The 19,450-nt window shown below is 63.3% G+C and carries 22 protein-coding genes; 8 read left to right on the top strand and 14 right to left on the bottom strand.

Translation table 11 applies throughout. The features are described 5' to 3' along the window. From LOY54_RS26695 to LOY54_RS26680, 4 genes are all read right to left on the bottom strand, one after another. Complete coding sequence (locus LOY54_RS26695; RefSeq protein ID WP_093378095.1) at nt 1-1,431, bottom strand: mechanosensitive ion channel family protein; 1,431 nt, start codon at nt 1,429-1,431, stop codon at nt 1-3. Between the two features lie 55 nt (nt 1,432-1,486). Beyond that, nucleotides 1,487-2,980: a YifB family Mg chelatase-like AAA ATPase gene (locus LOY54_RS26690; RefSeq protein ID WP_258608608.1), complete on the bottom strand. Its 1,494-nt coding sequence runs from the start codon at nt 2,978-2,980 to the stop codon at nt 1,487-1,489. A 260-nt stretch (nt 2,981-3,240) separates the two neighbouring features. Next, a complete protein-coding gene (locus LOY54_RS26685) occupies nt 3,241-3,594 on the bottom strand; it encodes a gamma-glutamylcyclotransferase family protein (protein WP_258608605.1) in 354 nt (117 codons plus the stop codon). A gap of 7 nt (nt 3,595-3,601) precedes the next feature. Then, nucleotides 3,602-3,865 carry an accessory factor UbiK family protein gene (locus LOY54_RS26680; RefSeq protein ID WP_195885308.1) on the bottom strand — a complete coding sequence of 88 codons (264 nt, stop codon included), beginning with the start codon at nt 3,863-3,865 and terminating at the stop codon, nt 3,602-3,604. A gap of 329 nt (nt 3,866-4,194) precedes the next feature. Between LOY54_RS26680 and glnK the strand changes: the two genes are divergently transcribed. The 3 genes from glnK to sutA all read left to right on the top strand — a co-directional run bounded on the left by glnK (nt 4,195) and on the right by sutA (nt 6,699). After that, nucleotides 4,195-4,533 carry a P-II family nitrogen regulator gene (gene glnK, locus LOY54_RS26675; RefSeq protein ID WP_002555808.1) on the top strand — a complete coding sequence of 113 codons (339 nt, stop codon included), beginning with the start codon at nt 4,195-4,197 and terminating at the stop codon, nt 4,531-4,533. 40 nt (nt 4,534-4,573) lie between these two features. Further along, nucleotides 4,574-5,908, top strand: coding sequence for an ammonium transporter (locus LOY54_RS26670; protein WP_045200968.1), 1,335 nt, complete (start codon nt 4,574-4,576; stop codon nt 5,906-5,908). A 464-nt stretch (nt 5,909-6,372) separates the two neighbouring features. Then, the gene (gene sutA / locus LOY54_RS26665) at nt 6,373-6,699 is read left to right on the top strand and encodes a transcriptional regulator SutA (RefSeq protein ID WP_045200970.1); all 327 of its coding nucleotides are present in this window, start codon (nt 6,373-6,375) and stop codon (nt 6,697-6,699) included. 56 nt (nt 6,700-6,755) lie between these two features. Here the strand turns inward: sutA and LOY54_RS26660 are convergent, their stop codons facing one another. From LOY54_RS26660 to lptM, 6 genes are read right to left on the bottom strand one after another with little or no spacing between them, the layout of a single operon-like run. Further along, on the bottom strand, nt 6,756-7,451 hold the full coding sequence (locus LOY54_RS26660; protein ID WP_045200972.1) for an HAD family hydrolase: 696 nt from the start codon (nt 7,449-7,451) through the stop codon (nt 6,756-6,758). After that, on the bottom strand, nt 7,448-8,347 hold the full coding sequence (xerC, locus tag LOY54_RS26655; protein ID WP_213602900.1) for a tyrosine recombinase XerC: 900 nt from the start codon (nt 8,345-8,347) through the stop codon (nt 7,448-7,450). Before xerC ends, LOY54_RS26660 begins: the two co-directional genes overlap by 4 nt. Beyond that, nucleotides 8,347-9,084: a DUF484 family protein gene (locus tag LOY54_RS26650; RefSeq protein WP_045200976.1), complete on the bottom strand. Its 738-nt coding sequence runs from the start codon at nt 9,082-9,084 to the stop codon at nt 8,347-8,349. The genes xerC and LOY54_RS26650 overlap by 1 nt, the downstream gene beginning before the upstream one ends. A 13-nt stretch (nt 9,085-9,097) precedes the next feature. Continuing rightward, nucleotides 9,098-9,928 carry a diaminopimelate epimerase gene (gene dapF / locus LOY54_RS26645; protein WP_045200978.1) on the bottom strand — a complete coding sequence of 277 codons (831 nt, stop codon included), beginning with the start codon at nt 9,926-9,928 and terminating at the stop codon, nt 9,098-9,100. A gap of 4 nt (nt 9,929-9,932) precedes the next feature. Next, nucleotides 9,933-11,180, bottom strand: a complete 1,248-nt coding sequence (lysA, locus tag LOY54_RS26640) for a diaminopimelate decarboxylase (protein ID WP_093378127.1) — start codon at nt 11,178-11,180, stop codon at nt 9,933-9,935. 9 nt (nt 11,181-11,189) lie between these two features. Continuing rightward, nucleotides 11,190-11,327 (bottom strand): LPS translocon maturation chaperone LptM, encoded by a 138-nt coding sequence (gene lptM / locus LOY54_RS26635; protein ID WP_045200983.1) that lies wholly within the window; start codon nt 11,325-11,327, stop codon nt 11,190-11,192. A 195-nt stretch (nt 11,328-11,522) separates the two neighbouring features. On the opposite strand from lptM, the gene cyaY reads away from it, so the two are divergent. The 3 genes from cyaY to rnk all read left to right on the top strand — a co-directional run bounded on the left by cyaY (nt 11,523) and on the right by rnk (nt 12,629). Beyond that, nucleotides 11,523-11,855, top strand: a complete 333-nt coding sequence (gene cyaY, locus LOY54_RS26630; protein WP_045200985.1) for an iron donor protein CyaY — start codon at nt 11,523-11,525, stop codon at nt 11,853-11,855. Further along, on the top strand, nt 11,855-12,076 hold the full coding sequence (locus LOY54_RS26625) for a DUF1289 domain-containing protein (RefSeq protein ID WP_045200987.1): 222 nt from the start codon (nt 11,855-11,857) through the stop codon (nt 12,074-12,076). Before cyaY ends, LOY54_RS26625 begins: the two co-directional genes overlap by 1 nt. A 133-nt stretch (nt 12,077-12,209) precedes the next feature. After that, nucleotides 12,210-12,629 carry a nucleoside diphosphate kinase regulator gene (gene rnk, locus LOY54_RS26620; protein WP_045200989.1) on the top strand — a complete coding sequence of 140 codons (420 nt, stop codon included), beginning with the start codon at nt 12,210-12,212 and terminating at the stop codon, nt 12,627-12,629. A 3-nt stretch (nt 12,630-12,632) separates the two neighbouring features. Here the strand turns inward: rnk and LOY54_RS26615 are convergent, their stop codons facing one another. From LOY54_RS26615 to LOY54_RS26605, 3 genes are all read right to left on the bottom strand, one after another. Next, a complete protein-coding gene (locus tag LOY54_RS26615) occupies nt 12,633-15,479 on the bottom strand; it encodes a class I adenylate cyclase (RefSeq protein ID WP_258608599.1) in 2,847 nt (948 codons plus the stop codon). 178 nt (nt 15,480-15,657) lie between these two features. Further along, a complete protein-coding gene (locus tag LOY54_RS26610; RefSeq protein WP_045200993.1) occupies nt 15,658-15,903 on the bottom strand; it encodes a TIGR02647 family protein in 246 nt (81 codons plus the stop codon). Between the two features lie 84 nt (nt 15,904-15,987). Beyond that, nucleotides 15,988-16,272, bottom strand: a complete 285-nt coding sequence (locus LOY54_RS26605) for a hypothetical protein (protein WP_045200994.1) — start codon at nt 16,270-16,272, stop codon at nt 15,988-15,990. 146 nt (nt 16,273-16,418) lie between these two features. On the opposite strand from LOY54_RS26605, the gene LOY54_RS26600 reads away from it, so the two are divergent. Further along, nucleotides 16,419-17,081 carry a glutathione S-transferase gene (locus LOY54_RS26600; protein WP_045200996.1) on the top strand — a complete coding sequence of 221 codons (663 nt, stop codon included), beginning with the start codon at nt 16,419-16,421 and terminating at the stop codon, nt 17,079-17,081. A 119-nt stretch (nt 17,082-17,200) separates the two neighbouring features. Beyond that, a complete protein-coding gene (locus LOY54_RS26595; protein ID WP_258608596.1) occupies nt 17,201-17,902 on the top strand; it encodes a glutathione S-transferase family protein in 702 nt (233 codons plus the stop codon). Here LOY54_RS26595 and argH read toward each other — a convergent pair. Continuing rightward, complete coding sequence (argH, locus tag LOY54_RS26590) at nt 17,899-19,293, bottom strand: argininosuccinate lyase (RefSeq protein ID WP_045201000.1); 1,395 nt, start codon at nt 19,291-19,293, stop codon at nt 17,899-17,901. The two genes, LOY54_RS26595 and argH, sit on opposite strands and share 4 nt — an antisense overlap. Between the last annotated feature and the right edge of the window lie 157 nt (nt 19,294-19,450).

Raw genomic sequence — 19,450 nt, 5'->3', positions numbered from 1 at the left:
CTACTTGTGCAGCCAGCTGAGAAAGCCGCCTTTCTTGATGGCTGCAGGTTTTTGCTCGAGCAGTGACTGGCGGGTTTGCTGGCGGATGCGTTGCAACTTGATCAGAGCGGTCTTGACCTCGGTGCGTTGTTCCAGGCAACTGCGTACTTCGTCCTTGTCGATACGGTAGAGGATGCAGCTGGTCAGGGTGCGGAACTCGGCAGTGGAGTCTTCCGCTTCGAGCAGGCCTTCCACCCCCAACACCTCGCCCGGACCCATGCGCCCGGCTTCGAGCTGCTTGTCGCCATCACTAACACCCACCGACACTACCCCGGTGCCAATCACCAGCAGGTAATCCGAGCTGTCGCCGACGCCGAGGATCACCTGGTCGGCCAGGTATTCCACGGCGGTCATGCGCTGGCTGAGGTTGTCTTTTTCCTCGTTGCTGAGCGAACGGAAGATGCGCACGTCTTCGAGCAGGGCGCGCTGACGGTTCCACACCTGGCCTTGCTGGGAGTCGCTGTTCCACACTACGCCGGCGGCTTCCAGGTGCCGGTGGGCGAGGTCGAACATATGGTTACGCACCTCGGTCTTCTGGCTCATGGCACTGACAAAACCGCTGGCCTCGTACTCCACCGATTCCAGGCTCGAACTCTTGATCGTGGCTTTCGGTGCCGGGCTGGTCAGCAAGGTACGTGTGCCTTGCAGGGTTTTTTCCAGGGCATCGAGCACCCGTCGCGGGCGTACCTTGGCCGGCACCACGACGCTGATGGAGACGCCATGCACATCGCTGGGCTGGCTGAAATTAAGCAGCTTGGCCTTGGCCGCCACCGAGTTGGGAATCACCGCCATGCTGCCGTTGCCAGTTAGCAAGCGGGTGGCGCGCCAGTCGATCTCGATGACCTTGCCTTCGGTACCGTCGATGCTGATCGAGTCGCCGATCTGATAGGGGCGGGTGGTGTTCAGCACAATGCCGGAGAACACGTCGCTGAGCGTGCTCTGCAGCGCCAGGCCGATGACGATCGCCATCACCCCCGAGGTTGCCAGCAGGCCTTTGACCGGCAACTGCAACACATAGGCCGCCGCAGCCACAATGGCCACCAGGAAAATCACCGCCCCCAGCACATCCTGCAGCAAGCGCCCGGTGTGGCCGCTACGGGCCACCAGCACCAAGCCAATCACCACCGTCGCGGTACGCGCCGCAAACAGCCACCAGGCAATCCCCAGCACCGTAGCGAGCAGATTACGCGGCACATCCTCGACCCAGGGCGCAGGTTGTAGCGGGCTGACCCCGGCGCTGATCAGCACCCAGGTGAACAGCGAAAACACCAGCAAACGCGCAGCGATGCGCCAGGGCCGGCGATTGACGGGTATCAGTTGCCAGAGCGTGAGGTCGAGCACGATCAGGGTAATGCCGAGCAACAGCGGGTAACTCTGGGCGAATGCGAACATACCGGTCTCGGTGCGGTGGGCTGTTGCCAAGTTAAGAGCAGAATGCGGGCAATTACTACTGGTTGCTCGGGCGATAGTGCAGCGCTTCAGCCAGGTGCCCGCGTCCGATGTTTTCAGCCTGTTCCAGGTCGGCCAGGGTGCGCGCCACCTTGAGCAGGCGATGGGCGGCGCGCAAGGACAGGGTCAGGCGTTCGCAGGCGCTTTCCAGCCAGCTCTGGTCGGCTGTGGATAACCCGCAGTAATGGCGCAGGCCGGGCAGGTCGAGGAAGGCGTTGGCACAGCCCTGGCGCTGTTGCTGGATGTCGCGGGCGGCGGTGACTTGCGCGGCAATGGTGGCGCTGCTTTCGCCGTGGCTGCTGTTGGTGGACAGTGCCGTGGCTTCGCGGGCGACGGTCAGGTGCAGGTCGATACGGTCGAGCAGGGGCCCGGAGAGTTTGTTGCGGTAGCGCTGGATCTGTTCGCTGCTGCAGCGACAGCGGCCGGTGGGGTCGCCAAGATATCCACAGGGGCAGGGGTTCATGGCGGCGACCAGCTGGAAGCGCGCTGGAAAGCGGATTTTGTCCTTGGCCCGGGCGATGACGATTTCGCCGGATTCCAGCGGTTCGCGCAGCACTTCCAGTACCCGCCGCTCGAACTCCGGCAGTTCATCGAGAAACAGCACGCCGTGATGGGCCAGGGTTATCTCTCCTGGTTGCGGTCGGCTGCCACCGCCGACCAGCGCAGCACCGGAGGCCGAGTGATGCGGATGGCGAAACGGCCGCTGCGGCCAACTGTTCAGCGGCACATGGCTGGCCACCGACTGTATCGCCGCCACCTCCAGCGCTTCGCGTTCATCCAGCGGTGGCAACAGGCCGGGCAGGCGGCTGGCGAGCAGGGTCTTGCCGGTGCCCGGTGGGCCGCTGAACAGCAGGTTGTGCGCACCGGCGGCGGCAACCAGCAGTGCGCGCTTGGCGGCTTGCTGGCCCTGTACTTCGTTGAGGTCGGGGTAGGGACGGATCTGTAGCAACAGGCCGTTGGCAGCGTAGGGATTGAGCGGGCTCTGGCCGTTGAAGTGGGCGACCAGTTCCAGCAGGTGACTGACTGCAAACACTACCAGGCCCGATGCTAAACAGGCTTCTTCGGCATTCTCTTGCGGCACCACCAAGGCCCGGCCGGCTTCTCGTGCCGCCAAGGCAGCGGGCAGTACGCCTTGCACCGAGCGGATTGCCCCGGACAGCGCCAGTTCACCCAGGCATTCCACCTCGCCAAGCGCTGCAATCGGGAACTGGCCGTTGGCGGCAAGGATCCCCAGGGCGATGGCTAGGTCAAAGCGTCCGCCATCCTTGGGTAAATCCGCGGGAGCAAGGTTAAGGGTGATGCGCCGGGCGGGGAATTCCAGGCCGGAATTGAGGATCGCGCTGCGCACCCGATCCTTGCTTTCTTTCACGGTCGCTTCCGGCAGGCCAACCAGGGTCAGTGCCGGCAGACCATTGGCCAGATGCGCTTCAACACTGACCGCCGGGGCCGAAACACCGACCTGGGCACGGCTGTGGACAAGGGCGAGGGACATGAACGCTCCATGATCTAGACAAAGCCGCGTCCTGCGGCTCTGCAAGCGTAGTGGGGTGGAGCGGATCGGGGCGGGGAAGAGTGAGTCTGGTTTTTACAGGACCACTAGTGCGAGCGCTGCGCACTCGATCGCCGGCAAGCCAGCTCCGACAGGTTCAGCACTGTTCTCAGGCTTGTAGGAGCGGGCTTGACCCGCGATGAGGCCAGTACAGCCAGCCACGCCGAGCGTTATGGGCGACGCCTTGACCACTACCGCGTCGCTCAGGCGCGCACGTAAACCCAGGCCGTCAGACCAGAGGCCAGGGTCACCGCAACCCGCTTGTAGTCGGACACTTCATAGGCATCCGCCGCGGCAAGTTCGGCTTCGCTGATCTGCAAGACCATGCCGGCCACGCTGTCGTCGGCATTGCTGCTGGGGGTGACGATCGGGTGGTGGGTCTTGCCGCTGGTGGCCAGGACTTGCGGGTCGGTGATTTCCACCCAGGCCTGGCTGTAACCGAGCATCTGGTCCTCCTGGCCGACCAGTTCACGGCCGAAGTTGGCCAACTGCACAGCTTTGTCCTGCAGGGTGCCATAGGAGAACAACAGCACCGGGTACTCAGTAGAAGGCGTCATCGCAAGCTCACTCGGCAGCAGGCGGGTTCAGGCGTGCTTCCATTTCCGCGACCTTGGCTTCGAGCGCCTCAAGACGGGCGCGGGTGCGGGCCAGGACGACCATCTGGCTGTCGAATTCTTCCCGGCTGACCAGCTCGAGTTTGCTGAAGCCGCTTTGCAGCAGGGCTTTGAACTGGCTTTCGATTTCGCTGCGAGGCTGCGAGGTGTCGCTGCTGAACAGGCGCGAGGCCTGGTCGCTCAGGGCATCAAGAAAGGCTTTGGGCGCGAGCATGTTCGGCTGTCCACAGTATGCAATGGGGCGCCAGTGTAACACGCAGCCTCAGCGCCCCAATGCTGCACGCTTTTCGCGCATGGCGGCGAAACGCCGCGCACCGTTGTTGTGCAGCAAACCCGTGCTGGCGACTGGCCAAGTCGGGTTGTGCAACCTAAGTCCCTGTAATTCTGGGCTTTAACCATTCTGGCAAGGTTTCTGCTATGTCCTTCATGACCCATGCACTGATGCAGTCACCATGACGACGCGTTACAAAGCCAGGCACTGCGCTTAGACTTGAGTCGGGTTTGTTTTCCTGGGGCAAGTCCACCAATTCGGGAGAGAGTTTCATGAAGCTAGTCACTGCCATCATCAAGCCGTTCAAGTTGGACGACGTGCGCGAGTCGCTGTCCGAAATCGGCGTGCAGGGCATCACTGTCACTGAAGTCAAAGGTTTCGGCCGGCAGAAAGGTCACACCGAGCTGTATCGCGGCGCTGAATATGTGGTCGATTTTCTGCCCAAGGTGAAGATCGACGTCGCCATCGACGACAAGGATCTGGACCGGGTCATCGAGGCGATCACCAAGGCGGCCAACACCGGCAAGATCGGTGACGGCAAGATTTTCGTGGTCAATCTGGAGCAGGCGATTCGCATCCGTACCGGCGAAACCGATACCGACGCGATCTAAAAAAGCCTCACCAAACCCCAACGCCCCAGGAGATAACAATATGACTCTGCGTCAGTTCGCAGGGCTAGGAGCCCTTTTGTCCCTCGTAATGCCTGGCCTGGCCCTGGCAGAGGAGGCGGCAGCCCCCGTGCTCAACTCCGGCGACACCGCCTGGATGTTGACCGCTACAGCCCTGGTGCTGTTCATGACCATCCCTGGTCTGGCCCTGTTCTACGGCGGCATGGTGCGTTCCAAGAACGTGCTGTCGGTGATGATGCAGTGCTTTGCGATCACCGGCCTGATCAGCGTCCTGTGGGTGGTTTACGGCTACAGCCTGGCCTTCGATACCACCGGTATGGAGCAAGGTGTCGTCAACTTCAATTCCTTCGTTGGCGGTCTGTCCAAGGCGTTCCTCGCCGGCGTGACCCCGGCGAGCCTGACCTCTTCGGCGGCGCTGTTCCCTGAAGCGGTGTTCATCACCTTCCAGATGACCTTCGCGATCATCACCCCGGCGCTGATCGTCGGCGCCTTTGCCGAGCGCATGAAGTTCTCGGCGATGCTGATCTTCATGGCCATCTGGTTCACCCTGGTCTACGCGCCCATCGCCCACATGGTCTGGAGCGGTAACGGCGGCCTGATGTGGGACTGGGGCGTGCTCGACTTCGCGGGCGGCACCGTGGTGCACATCAACGCCGGTATTGCCGGCCTGGTGGCCTGCCTGGTATTGGGCAAGCGCAAGGGCTTCCCGACCACGCCAATGGCGCCGCACAACCTCGGCTATACGCTGATGGGCGCGGCCATGCTGTGGATTGGCTGGTTCGGCTTCAACGCAGGCTCCGCCGCTGCCGCCAATGGCACCGCCGGCATGGCCATGCTGGTGACCCAGATCGCTACCGCCGCAGCGGCCCTGGGCTGGATGTTCGCCGAGTGGCTGACCCACGGTAAGCCAAGCGCACTGGGCATCGCCTCGGGCGTGGTCGCAGGTCTTGTGGCCATCACCCCGGCTGCCGGCACTGTCGGGCCGATGGGCGCCCTGGTAATCGGCCTGGTGGCGGGCGTGATCTGCTACTTCTGCGCCACCAGCCTCAAGCGCAAGCTGGGCTACGACGACTCCCTGGATGCCTTCGGCGTGCACGGCATCGGCGGTATTGTCGGCGCGATCCTCACCGGCGTGTTCGCAGCCCCGGCACTGGGCGGCTTCGGCACCGTCGAAGACATCGGCGCGCAAGTCTGGATTCAGGCCAAGGGCGTCGGCTTTACCGTGATCTACACCGCGATCGTCACCTACGTGATTCTCAAGGTGCTGGATCTGGTCATGGGCCTGCGGGTCAACGAAGAAGAAGAGTCGGTCGGTCTCGACCTGGCGCAACACAACGAGCGCGGCTACAACCTGTAACGTCCTCGAAAAAATCTTGCCCGGCTTGCCGGGCATTTTTTTGTCCGGATTTTGTCACTTCTCTCAGGCGCAAACGGTTTCTTGCCGCGCTTTGATGGCTGCGTGCGACGTGGGCAGAAAACTTACAGCGCTCAGTGAAATTTAGGCACTTTGCTTTTTCTCTGAGCACGCTAGAATGCGCGCCGAAGGGTGCTGACGAGCTGTCCGCAAACTTCCGTACCCTTTGCTAGGCTTGCCAATAAGCGAGTCGATCATGCCAGGGTATGTCGGCGCATTACCGCCGCCCGCTCTTTATTTGTACAGACCTCGCCCGTGACGTGGGGTTTGCCCGGTTCTCGCCATTCGTTGTGGCGCAACCACGGCCCGCAGCCTGCCTGCGGCGCTTGAATTTTTTCTGGCAGCTGTCGATTTTCGACGTTGCTGGTCTATAACTAATCTGCTTTTCGCAAGTCATGAGGTAGAACATGAGCGACGACGATCTGGAAACTGACGACCTCGAAGTAGGCGATGAAGACGAAGGCGATGAAGGCCTCGAAGCGGCAGCCGATGATGTGGCTGACGACAGCGGCGACGACAGCCCGGCTCCCGTAGCCAAAGGCAAGTCGAAGTCGGCGGCAGTCTCGGTAGAAGACATGCCGAGCATGGAAGCCAAGCAGAAGGAGCGAGATGCCCTGGCCAAGGCCATGGAAGAGTTTCTCTCCCGTGGTGGCAAGGTGCAGGAAGTGGAGGCCAACGTGGTCGCCGATCCGCCCAAGAAGCCGGACAACAAGTACGGTAGCCGCCCTATCTGAGTGGCCCCGTCAGCAAGAAAGCCCGCCGTCGCTGCGGGCTTTTTTGTGTCTGCGCTTCAGCGCCAGCTGTTGAGCAGTTCAGGCAGCTGCGACAGGCGCTGGATCTCCGCGTCAGGGCGGTTCTCGGCTTCCCAGGCCTTGCCCTGGGGGTTGAACCAGATCGCCCGCAGGCCGGCGCGCTGGGCCCCGGCAATGTCATCGCCGGGGTGATCGCCAATGTGCACCGCCGCAGTCGCCTCGACTTCGCCCTGGCGCAGGGCTTCGAGGAAGGGTTGCGGGTCGGGTTTGCCGATGCCTAGGTCTTCGGCGCACAGGGCAAATTTGAAGTAATCGGCCAGGCCCAGGCGGCGCACATCGGCGTTGCCATTGGTGACCACGCCCAGGGTGTAGTGGTGACGGAGGATCTCCAGCACCGGCTGCACCTCAGGGAAGATATCGATCTGGTGGCGGGCGTGGAGGAACACTTCAAAGCCTTCGTTGGCCAGCTCACGGGCTTTGTTCTCGCTGTAGCCGACCTCTTCCAGGGCATGGAACAGTACGCGCCGGCGCAGGGCGCTGATGCGGTGCTTGAGCCCGGGTTCTGCCTGCACCAGGCGCTCGCGAATGGCGTACAGGTGCTCGACCGGAACCGCGCCCAGGGTTGGCGCATTGGCCGCTAGCCAGTCGCGCAGGGTGGTCTCGGCGCTGACGATCACTGGTGCGGTGTCCCACAGGGTGTCGTCGAGGTCGAAGGTGATCAGCTTGATGCTCATGAGTCACTGCCCTTACTGCGTTTGGCCCGGGGGTGGGCGCTGTCATACACGGCGGCCAGGTGCTGGAAGTCCAGGTGAGTGTAGATCTGCGTGGTGGCGATGTCGGCGTGGCCGAGCATCTCTTGTACGGCGCGCAGGTCCTGGGACGATTCCAGCAGGTGGCTGGCGAAGGAGTGTCGCAACATGTGCGGATGCAGGTTCTGGCCCAGTTCGCGGGCGCCAGCGGCTTGCACCCGCAGTTGAATGGCGCGTGGGCCCAGGCGCCGGCCCTGCTGGCTGACGAACACCGCGCCGTCCTGCGGGCCGCTGCCGGCGCGCAGCACCAGCCATTGCTCCAGCGCCTCGCGGGCTTTGCGCCCGACCGGCAGTACGCGGGTCTTGCTGCCCTTGCCGTGGACTTGCACCAGGCCGCCGGGCAGGTCGAGCTGCTCCAGGTTGAGGCTGGTCAGCTCCGACAGGCGCAGGCCGGAGGAGTAGAACAGCTCGAGCATGGCCTGGTCGCGGCGGGCGAGAAATTCATCTTCGACCGCGCCTTCCAGCAGTTGCAGGGCACGGTCGGTGTCGAGGGTCTTGGGCAGGCGCCGTTCGCCCTTGGGCGCCGACAGGCCGTTGGCCGGATCGTGGCTGCAGTGGCCTTCACGGTTGAGGTAACGGTAGAAGCCGCGCACCGCTGAGAGCAGGCGGGCAAGGCTGCGCGAGGACTGGCCCTGGTGATGCTGGCGGGCGATCAGTTGGCGCAGGTGCTGGATCTGCAGGGCGTTCCAGCTGTCGATGCCGCTCTTGGTGCAGAACGCCAGGACGCTTTCGAGGTCGCGTCGGTAGGCCAGCTGGGTGTGTTCGGACACCTGGCGCTCGTTGCGCAAGTGCGCGCAGAAGGCCTCCAGCTGGCGTTCCACTAGCGCACCGGACGCAGGGTCTGGGTATGGCGCGGGACGACCCGGCCGAGTACTTCGGCGATGTAGCTGAGGAACAGGGTACCGACTGTGCTCTTGTAATGCTGCGGGTCGCGACTACCGATCGCCAGTACGCCGTGCAGGCCCTGGTGGTTGAGGGTGGCGACGGCGCTGGAGCCGACTTCCTTGCGCTGCTCTTCGCCGAACAGGAAGTCCAGCTCATGATCGCGCAAGTTGCCGCTGACCGTCTTGCCGGCGCACAACAGGCCACCAATGGCTTGCTGGGCGTCGCCGCTGTTGACCCAGCGGCCGACCGGCGCGGCGGTTTCACCGAACAGAATCAGGCTGACGAAGGGCACCTTGAACTCCTGGCGCAGGCTGTCTTCGACGGCCATCACCACGCTTTCGAGGCTGTCAGCATCGAGCAGGTCGAGGATCAGCCGGCGGGTCTTGTCGAACAGCCGGTCGTTGTCGCGGGCCACGTCCATCAGTTGCGACAGGCGGTGACGCATCTCGATATTGCGGTCGCGCAGCAGCTTGAGCTGGCGCTCGACCAGCGACACGCTATCGCCACGCTGATGGGGAATGTGCAGCTCGCTGAGCAGTTCGTCGTGCTCGGCGAAGAACGTCGGGTTGTCGCGCAGGTAGGCAACCACGGCCTCAGCCCCGAGGGTGGGCGTCGAGCCCTCGGCGCTAAGGTCGGTGGGCTGTTCGGCGGGAGCCTGGGGCTGATCGGTCATGGCTGGTACTCACTCATAGACGAACCTGTCCTTCAAACACACGTACGGCGGGGCCGGTCATCAACACCGGTTTGCCCGGGCCTGCCCATTCGATGGACAGGCGCCCACCCGGCAGGTCGATCAACAGCGGTGAATCCATCCAGCCCTGGCTGATCGCCGCCACGGCAGCGGCGCAGGCACCGGTACCGCAGGCCTGGGTTTCGCCCGCGCCGCGTTCCCACACCCGCAGTTGCGCGCGGTGGCGGTCGATGACCTGGATGAAACCGACATTGACCCGCTGCGGGAAGCGCGGGTGATGTTCGATCTGCGCGCCCAGCTCGTGCACCGGCGCGGCGTTGATGTCGTCGACGCGCAGCACCGCATGGGGGTTGCCCATCGACACGGCCGCCAGTTCGACAGTGCGCCCGGCAACCTCGAGCGGATAGCTCAGGGCCTGAGCCGGCGCGTCGAACGGGATCTCGGCCGGCACCAGCCGCGGCGGGCCCATGTCGACGCTGATCTGCCCGTCGTTGCGCACGTCCAGCTCGATGATGCCGCCTTTGGTTTCAACGCGGATGCGTTTTTTCGCAGTCAGGCGCTTGTCCAGCACGAAGCGCGCAAAGCAGCGCGCACCGTTGCCGCACTGTTCGACCTCGGAGCCGTCGGCGTTGAAGATCCGGTAGCGGAAATCCACTTCCGGATTGCTCGGCGCCTCGACGATCAGCAACTGGTCGAAACCGATGCCGGTGTGGCGGTCGCCCCATTGCTTGGCGTGCTTGGGCAAAATGTGCGCATGCTGGCTGACCAGGTCGAGGACCATGAAGTCGTTGCCCAGCCCATGCATCTTGGTAAAACGCAGCAGCATGGGTTTACTCCGGCAGCAGGCTTTCGCCGGCGAACAACTCGGCCACGGTTTCGCGACGACGCACTTCGAAGGCCTGGTCACCATCGACCAGCACTTCGGCACAACGACCACGGGTGTTGTAGTTCGAGCTCATGACAAAACCATAGGCGCCCGCCGAGTGCACCGCCAGCAGGTCGCCTTCGGCCAGGTTCAGCTCGCGCTCCTTGGCGAGGAAGTCGCCGGTTTCGCAGATCGGCCCGACGATGTCGTAAACACGGCCTTCGCCGGCACGCGGTTGCACCGCCGTGACGTTCATCCAGGCCTGGTACAGGGCTGGGCGGATCAGGTCGTTCATCGCCGCATCGACGATGGCGAAATCCTTGTGCTCGGTGTGCTTGAGGTACTCGACCTGGGTCAGCAGCACGCCAGCGTTGGCGACGATATAGCGGCCCGGCTCGAACACCAGGGCCAGGTCGCGGTCGCCGACGCGCTCGCGGATGGCCTTGATGTAGTCGCCGGCCAGCGGCGGCTCTTCGTCGCGATAACGCACACCGACGCCGCCACCCAGGTCCAGGTGACGCAGGAGGATGCCGCAGTCGCCGAGGCGGTCGATCAACGCCAGCAGGCGGTCGAGGGCATCGAGGAAGGGTTCCAGGGTGGTCAGCTGCGAGCCGATATGGCAGTCGACGCCGACCACTTCCAGGTTCGGCAGTTGCGCGGCGCGGATGTACACCTCTTCGGCATCGGCGATGGCGATACCGAACTTGTTTTCTTTCAGGCCCGTGGAAATGTACGGGTGGGTACCGGCATCGACGTCCGGGTTGACCCGCAGCGAAACCGGCGCGCGTACACCCATTTCGGCGGCCACTACCTGCAGGCGCTCGAGCTCGTCGGTGGATTCGACGTTGAAGCAGTGCACGCCGACTTCCAGGGCGCGGCGCATGTCTTCGCGGGTTTTGCCGACGCCGGAGAACACCACGCGATCGGCACGCCCGCCCGCGGCCAGTACACGCTCCAGCTCACCGCCGGAAACGATGTCGAAACCTGCGCCCAGGCGGGCCAGCAGGTTCAGCACAGCGAGGTTGGAGTTGGCCTTGACGGCGAAGCACACCAGGTGCGAAACACCCTCCAGAGCATCGGCGTAGCTACGGTACTGGGCCTCGATGTGGGCGCGCGAGTAGACGTAGGTCGGCGTGCCGAAACGTTCGGCGATGGCCGACAGGGCCACGCCTTCCGCGAACAGCTGACCGTCGCGGTAGTTGAAAGCGTCCATGGGTTACCCTTACTGGTGCTTGTGCGATTGCGACTTTTTACCGTCTTTGCTGTCGTCTGGCAGGTACAGCGGGCCCTTCTGGCCGCAGGCGGAAACGAGGCAGGCAACCGCGACGAGCGCCGCGAGGGTGGAGATCAGGCGCTTCATGGCGTAATCCTTTGTAATAAGCAGTATTGCGCCCGAGTATACCGAGCGCCCGGCCCCTTGCCTATGCGGGCAACCCGCCGTCGGGCGGGGTGGTGGCTGCGCTGCCTGGCGCAGGTCGGTATCCTTTGCATTCGGCGCGCCGCGCTCGTATCTTGCCCGGCTTGCGTGTGTGCAGACATTTTTGAGGTTCTTGCAATGAGTTTGACCGAAGCGCGTTTTCACGACCTGGTCGACGCGACCCAACAGGCGCTGGAAGACCTGTTCGACGAGACTGACCTGGATCTGGACATGGAGAACTCGGCAGGGGTCCTGACCATCAAGTTCGACAACGGCAGCCAGCTGATCTTCAGCCGCCAGGAACCGCTGCGCCAGCTGTGGCTGGCCGACAAGTCCGGTGGTTTCCACTTCGACTACGACGAGCAGAACGGCAAGTGGACCTGTGAAAAGACCGAGGAGCTGCTGGGCGAGATGCTGGAGCGCATCGTCTGGGAGCGGGCGGGTGAAAAGCTCGATTTCGACGACATCTGATGAGCAGCGCAGCCAAGCCGGCCAAGCCGCTCTACAGTAACGTCAGCCCGGCAGTACCGTCGCCGTGCATCAGCACCTGCCGGCTGGATGAACACAAGGTCTGCATCGGTTGCTATCGCCATGTCGAGGACATTCGCCAGTGGCGCGCGGCCGATGACGAGCAGCGCCGGCAGATCTGCCGCGAGGCGCTGGCGCGTCGACAGCTGGCCGGGTTGGCATAGACCCTGCGGGTATTGTGTATTTACTTGGCTGTGGTAGTGTCGAACCTGTTTCGGCTGTGCCGAATTCCTGCAAACCCCGCCCTTGGGCGGGGTTTTGCTTTATATCGCCCAAAAAAAGGAGTCTGACCGGATCATGAGCACCCACCCTTCCATTATCGTCACCCGCTTGGACGTGCAGCGTCTCGAGCGTCTGATCGACAGCCTCGATGAGAAGACGCAGGACTCGCCGGGTGTGCTCGCCTTGCAGGACGAGCTCGACCGCGCCGACCAGGTCGGTCACGAGGAAGTTCCGGCCGGTGTCGTGACCATGAACTCCCGGGTTCATTGCCGCGAAGAAGCCAGCGGCAAGGACTACCACCTGACCCTGGTCTACCCGAAAGACGCCAACGCCGACGAAGGCAAGATCTCCATCCTCGCGCCGATCGGCAGCGCGCTGCTGGGCTTGTCGGTAGGCGAGCAGATCGACTGGCCGGCCCCGGGCGGCAAGACCCTCAAGCTCAAGCTGCTTGAAGTCGAATACCAGCCAGAAGCGGCAGGTGACTTCGACCTCTGAGCCTCAAGCCTGCGCCAGGGCCTCGTTGAGCGCCCGCTCCAGTTCGCCCTTGTAGCGCAGGTAGAGAATGCTCGAGCCCAGGCCATCGGCCAGCAGGCCCGACAAGTCCAGGTCGGTGATGTAGCAGCGGTAGCGCTCAGCCTCGCGGCGCTGCTCGATGATCTCGCGGGCGACCACCGCATACAGCTGGTCGCCATGCTCGAGCTGGGAAAACTCCCGCTGATTGCAGTACAGCGTGACTTGCACGTCATCGCTGGCGCCGGCCTGCAGAATCGCCTGCACTTCGTAGTAGGGCCGGTCGATGGCCTTGACCTCGACCTGGCGCGCTTCTACCTGGCGAACCTTGCCAGTGCCTGATGGCAACAATTGGTAATAAAGAATATCCAGTGAACCCTGGGCCTGCAGGCTGTCCAGTGGCAGGCGCGCATCGCGGCGAAACACGATCGATTGCAAGAAGCGCTGCAGCGGCAACAACAGGCTGTTTTCATCGTGAAACGGCAAGCGCTGCTGCCACAGGGCATTGTGCTCATCGAGTACGTAGACATCCGCCCAGGTGTCCTGCAGCCGATAGAACAGCTGGATGCACTGCGGCTGGCCCAGCGGCAGCAGTTGCGCCAGGTCGAGCTCCTGCAGGGCATTGGCGTCCAGGTGCAGGGGGCTGTAGTCGCTGCGTTCTTCACCGAGGTAGCGCAGCACCGCGTCCGGATCGTCGAGGGTCACCAGGTTTACCGCGCCGCGTTGCAGTTCCAGTACATGGGTGTGCTGCTCGACTTGCAACAGGTAGCGCTGGTTGAGGTTCTGCGCCAGCAGCGCCTGAGTGCTGGCGAACACTTCCTCGACCCGCAGGGCGATGGCCTGGGCGCGGTTGTGGCAGAAGCAGCGGACCCGCAGCCTGGGCGTGTGGCCGGCGCCCAGGCTGTTGAGGTAATCACGCAGGCAACGCAGCAGGGCATGTTCGCCGTCGTAGCGGTGCACCTGCACTTCGTTCCAGCTGTTGAGGGTGACCTGGTCGAGGGTCAGCACCAGGTTTTCGCGCACCCCGGCGTAGCTCAGCGAGTCGGTGCGCTCGGTGGTCATCAGGATGTTCAGGTCGCGGTGGTGCTGTAGCGGGTCGATGCCGACATTGACCAGCAGCAGGATCTCGTCCACCACGCTCGGTTGCAGCAGGCGCTGTTCGCTGACCACCGCCAGGGGCAGGGCGACGCTCTGTTGCAGGCTGCCGAGCAGGTTGAACAGCTCATACTCGCTCAGGTCGCTGCTGCCCGGGTGCAGGGCCAGGCGCGTGCTGCTGTCGATCACACCGTTGCGGTGCGCCCAGGTCAGCAGTTCGAGCAGTTCGCGGCAGCGTTTGATCGGCGCGAAGTGCTCCCACTCGTGCACGCTGAGGTTGCCGTTATACAGGCCCCAGTGGGTCTGCCCGGGCTCTTTGCGGTTGGGTGACTGCACCAGGGTCAGGGTGTCTTCGGCGAGGTCCGGGGCGATGCCCGGGTTGATGAACTCAGCCTTGCCGGCGCGCCGTTCAAAGGCGGCGTACAGGCGCCGGCCGAGCACGCTGAGATCGCGCTGGTCGATGCGGCTGGTGGCGTTCTGGCTGCGGGCAAACTGGCAGAGGAAGCGGTAGCTGTAGTTCAGCTCGGCTACCAGCTCCCGGCGCTCGACCGCCACCTGGCGGACTTTCCATTGGCTGCGGTTGTCGAGCAGCGCCAGCTGGCGTTGATCCCAGCTCCATTCCTGGCTCAGGCGCTGCAGCAGGTCCCGCTGCCAGCTGGCACTGCGCTGGCGGGCCAGGCCGCTGAGCTTCTTGTTGACCTTCAGGTACAGGCTGCGCCGCACCAGCTCCAGCCGCTCGCGTTCGCCGCGGCCTTGCAGGTACTGCTCGATACGCCGGTAGACCATCATGTAGGGGTCGAGCTCGTCGAGGTCGAGGCGATTGCTGAACACCGCCTGCTTGAACTGCAGGCTCAGGCACTGCACCTGCGGGTGTTCACTGGCGTAGACCTCGGTAAGCAGCAGCTTGAGCACCGACTTGTAGGGCGATTCAATGCCCTTGAACAGTTGCCAGAGCCCGGCGCCGACGAATTCGCCCGGAGGGATGTGCGCCAGGTGGCCGAGGTCGAGGTGGTCTTCAGCACGCACGAAACGCTTGGACAGCAGGGTCTGGATGTATTGCCGGTAGCGTGGTTCTTCATAGACCGGCACCAGCCACCACAAGGGTGTGCGCCCGGCCAGCCAGATGGCGGTGCGGTAGAACTCGTCGAGCAGCAGGTAATGCTGGGTGGTGCCGCAGTCATCGGAGCTGAGCTGGCCGTCGCGTTCGCCCTGGACGAAGCCTTGCGGCTCGATCAAGAACAGGTGGGCTTCGGCGCCCTGGCTGGCGGCCCAGATTTCCAGCAGCAGGCATTTCTTGCGCAACTCCGCCAGTTCGCTTTCGCTCAGGTCGGCGGCGTGACAGACCCAGACGTCCATGTCGCTCTGCTCGGCCTGGGCCAGGGTGCCCAGGCTGCCCATCAGGAACAGCCCGTGAATCGGCTGGGGCGGGTTGCCGCGCCGGGCTTTGTACGAAAATGAGCGGGTCAGGCGCTGGGCTTCGGCCAGCAGTTGCGCATCAGGCTCGAAGTTGGCGACCCCCGCTGGCGTCGTGCCTGAGACATAACCGGGCAACAGTGGGTGATTGACGTGAAAAAACAGCGGCAGCAGGGTCAAGACCTGCTGCTGGCGGCTCGACAGCCCGTCCATGGCCCGCCCCAGGCGCCCCTGGTTGAGCTTCAGGAAGCGTTGGCGCAGCTGGCTGAGCACCTTGCGGTCAATGCCCTGGTCGAGGTCGGGGCGAATTTCGTGGGGGTGGTTCATGGCGAGCTGAAACCGGCCGTCTAGGGAGCAATGGCGAGTTTAAGTGGTATTTGGAATTTGACGCCATTTTATTAGCGCTTGACGCATCGCGGGGCAAGTCGGGGCGCCGCACCGCCTCACCCACCAGGCCGGTAGGAGCGGCGGTGCGGCGTTCCGACTTGCCCCGCGATTGCAGTTATCAGGCAGGTTCGACGACGTTCAGAATGTTCAGCAACACCTGCACGTTCTCGGCAGCATCGTGACCAAGGCTGGTCAGATAACCGCCATCGGGCTGGTCGGTGAGCTTTTTCTCGTACAGGCGACGCGCAGCGGCGATCACCTCCTTGGAGGCAGTGTTATGGACCTTGATGCCTTCCTGGCTGCTATCCAGGTTGAACAAGGCAAGGACTTCCAGCTCGGCAATCAGTTCGGGGGTAAACGACATAAAGACTCCGACTTCCAGACAAGGAGGGCAGCACCGTCGCCGGTGCCTGGTTTTGCAGTGTAGTCAGGGAAATCCTGCTTTGCTTCAGTCCTTTTCCGGCGGCAGCTCGGGCAGGGCGCGCAAGGCGGTTTCGTACCATTCGGTGTTGAACGCGCGGTCGTCTTCAAGCATCGCATCAATCTCGTAGGCCAGCACGTGGGCCATAAGGTTGAGGATGTCTTCACGCTCGTAGCCCACCAGGGTCAGCTTGTTGAACGTGGCCTTGGCCGCTGGCGGGTTGTCGCTTTCGATCTGGTTCTCGATCGCTTCGATCAGGGTCGACTCGGCGAACGCTTCGTCGTCGTTGTCGATATCGGTAGGTTCGCTCATGGGCGCTTTCCTCTTTTGGGGTGCCCAGTTTGCCACGGGCCCGGCAGCAATGCCTTGTTATCGACAATCTTCATGATGCTGGTCAGTACCCGGCACTTGGGTCTATAACAACCCGGCCAACCCCTTTTCGGCCTGGAGGCTGTTTCATGCTCAAGCTTCATGGATTCGCGGTCAGCAACTACTACAACATGGTCAAACTGGCGCTGCTGGAAAAGGGCGTACCGTTTGAGGAAGTGCTGTTTTTCGGCGGCCAGAGCCCCGAAGCGCTGAAAATCAGCCCGCGCGGCAAAGTACCGGCGCTGCAGAGCGAAGACGGTTTTCTCAGTGAAACCAGCCTGATCCTCGACTACATCGAGCAGACCCAGCCAGGCAAGGCACTGCTGCCGGAGGGGGTATTTGCCCAGGCCAAGGTTCACGAGCTGGCCAAGGAAATCGAGCTGTACATCGAGCTGCCCGCACGTGCCTGCTACCCCGAAGCGTTTTTCGGCGCCCAGGTCGATGAAGCCATCAAGGCCAAGGCCAAGACCGAACTGCTGGCCGGTATCGCTACCCTCAAGCGCAACGGCAAGTTCAGCCCTTATGTGGCCGGCGACAGCCTGACCATCGCCGACTTGCTGTTCTGCTTCAGCGTCGACCTGGCCTATGCCGTGGGCAAGAAGGTTTTTGCCATCGATGTGCTGGAAGACTTCCCACAGGCCAAGGCGCTGCTGGAGCAGTTCAAGAACAACCCGAACGTACAGAAGATCGTCGCCGACAAGGAAGCGCAGATGCCGGCTTTCCTCGAGATGGTGCGCTCGGGCAAGCGCTGATTGGAGCACTATTGAGGCAAAAGCAGAAAGCTCCTACGTGTCTATCGGAAGCATACGGCAGCTTTCTGGCTTGATTCGTTCCAAAAATGCAGAGACTTCACGCGGCTAGGAGGCCGGAAATGTTCCGACTGCACGGATTCTCTGCAAGCAACTACTACAACATGGTCAAGCTCGCCCTGCTGGAAAAACGCCTGCCGTTCGAGGAGGTGCCCCTGCATGGTTGCCAGAACCCGCAAGTGCTGGCGATCAGCCCTCGCGGCAAGGTACCGGTGCTGGAGGTGGCGCAGGGCTTTATCAGCGAAACCGACGCCATCCTCGATTACCTCGAAGAGGCCTGCCCTGAGGTGGCGCTGTTGCCGGCCGATCCTTTCCAGCGCGCCCAGGTGCGCGCGCTGGCCAAGGAAATCGAGCTGTATATCGAGCTGCCCGCCCGCTACTGCTATGTCGAAGTGTTCTTTGCCGGCAGGGCGACCCCGGAGGCCTTGAAGGCCAAGGCCCGGCGTGATCTGGACAAGGGCTTTGCCGCCCTGGCCCAGCGCGGTCGATTCGCCCCGTATGTGGCAGGCGAGTGCCTTACCCTGGCGGACCTGTACTTTCTCTATAGCGTCGACCTGGCCTGCCAGGTTGGCCAGCGTCTGTTCGGCATTGATTACCTGCAGCCATTGCCGGGCGCCCGGGCACTGTTCGAGCGACTGGGGGAAAATCCGAATGTGCACAAGGTCGCAGCTGACAGGAAAGCCGAAACGCCGGCTTTCCTTCAGCGCTTGCGTGTGGCTACCCAGGCAGAACTGGCTGGGCAGCAAGACGCAGGAAGGGCTTAGCGCGCGGCGAGCAGCGCCTTGCCGCGGGCTACGGCGGCGCGTACTTGCGCAGGCGCAGTGCCGCCGATGTGGTCACGGGCGTTGACCGAGCCTTCGAGGGTCAGTACGGCGAACACGTCCTGCTCGATCTGGTCGCTGAACTGGCGCAGTTCGTCCAGGCTCATCTCGGCCAGGTCCTTGCCGGTATCGACGCCGTACTTCACCGCGTGGCCAACGATTTCGTGGCAATCACGGAACGGCAGGCCGCGGCGCACCAGGTAGTCGGCCAGGTCGGTGGCGGTGCTGAAGCCGCGCAGGGCCGCTTCGCGCATGATGGCGTGGCGAGGCTTGATCGCCGGGATCATGTCGGCAAAGGCACGCAGCGAGTCGCGCAGGGTGTCGGCGGCGTCGAACAGCGGCTCTTTGTCTTCCTGGTTGTCCTTGTTGTAGGCCAGCGGCTGGCCTTTCATCAGGGTCAGCAGGCCGGTGAGGGCGCCGAACACACGGCCGGTCTTGCCGCGCACCAGCTCCGGGACATCCGGGTTCTTCTTTTGCGGCATGATCGAGCTGCCGGTGCAGAAGCGATCGGGCAGGTCGATGAACTGGAACTGCGCGCTGGTCCACAGCACCAGCTCTTCGGAGAAGCGCGACAGGTGCATCATCGCCACGCTGGCGGCGGCGCAGAACTCGATGGCGAAGTCGCGATCGGATACGCCGTCCAGCGAGTTGCCGCCCACAGCTTCGAAGCCCAGCAGCTGGCAGGTCAGTTCGCGATCGATCGGGTAGGTGGTGCCGGCCAGCGCGGCGCTGCCCAGGGGCATGCGGTTGGTGCGCTTGCGACAATCAACCAGGCGCTCATAGTCGCGGCTGAGCATTTCGAACCAGGCCAGCAGGTGGTGGCCGAAAGTCACCGGCTGCGCGGTTTGCAGGTGGGTAAAGCCGGGCATGATGGTCTCGGCTTCGCGCTCGGCCTGCTCCAGCAGGCCCTGCTGCAGGCGGGTGATCTCGGCCAGGATCAGGTCGATTTCGTCACGCAGCCACAGGCGGATGTCGGTGGCGACCTGGTCGTTGCGGCTACGGCCGGTGTGCAGCTTCTTGCCGGTGATGCCGATGCGGTCGGTCAGGCGCGCTTCGATGTTCATGTGCACGTCTTCAAGGTCGACGCGCCAGTCGAAGTTGCCGGCCTCGATTTCACCCTGGATGGTTTTCAGGCCATCGATGATGGTGTCGCGCTCGGCGTCGGTGAGGACGCCGACCTTCGCCAGCATGGTGGCGTGGGCGATCGAACCCATGATGTCGTGGCGGTACAGGCGCTGGTCGAAATTGACGGAGGCGGTGAAACGGGCGACGAAGGCGTCGACGGGCTCACTGAAGCGGCCGCCCCAGGACTGATTGGTCTTGTCGGTGCTCATGGATTCACTCTTGAAGGCGTGAACGGAAAAAGTGGCGTCGATCATAGCAGGATTGGCGGGGCTGCCGGAGTGCGGCGGTCGGGGCAAATGCGGGTTTATGTCGCAGCACAGGCCCGCGACAGCGCGCTTGCAACAGGATATTTATCGATTGAACGGC

The organism is Pseudomonas sp. B21-032 (assembly GCF_024748965.1).
Lineage (GTDB): Bacteria > Pseudomonadota > Gammaproteobacteria > Pseudomonadales > Pseudomonadaceae > Aquipseudomonas.
Note: the sequence above shows the minus strand (reverse complement) of the source record. Positions and strands in the feature narration are given on the sequence as shown.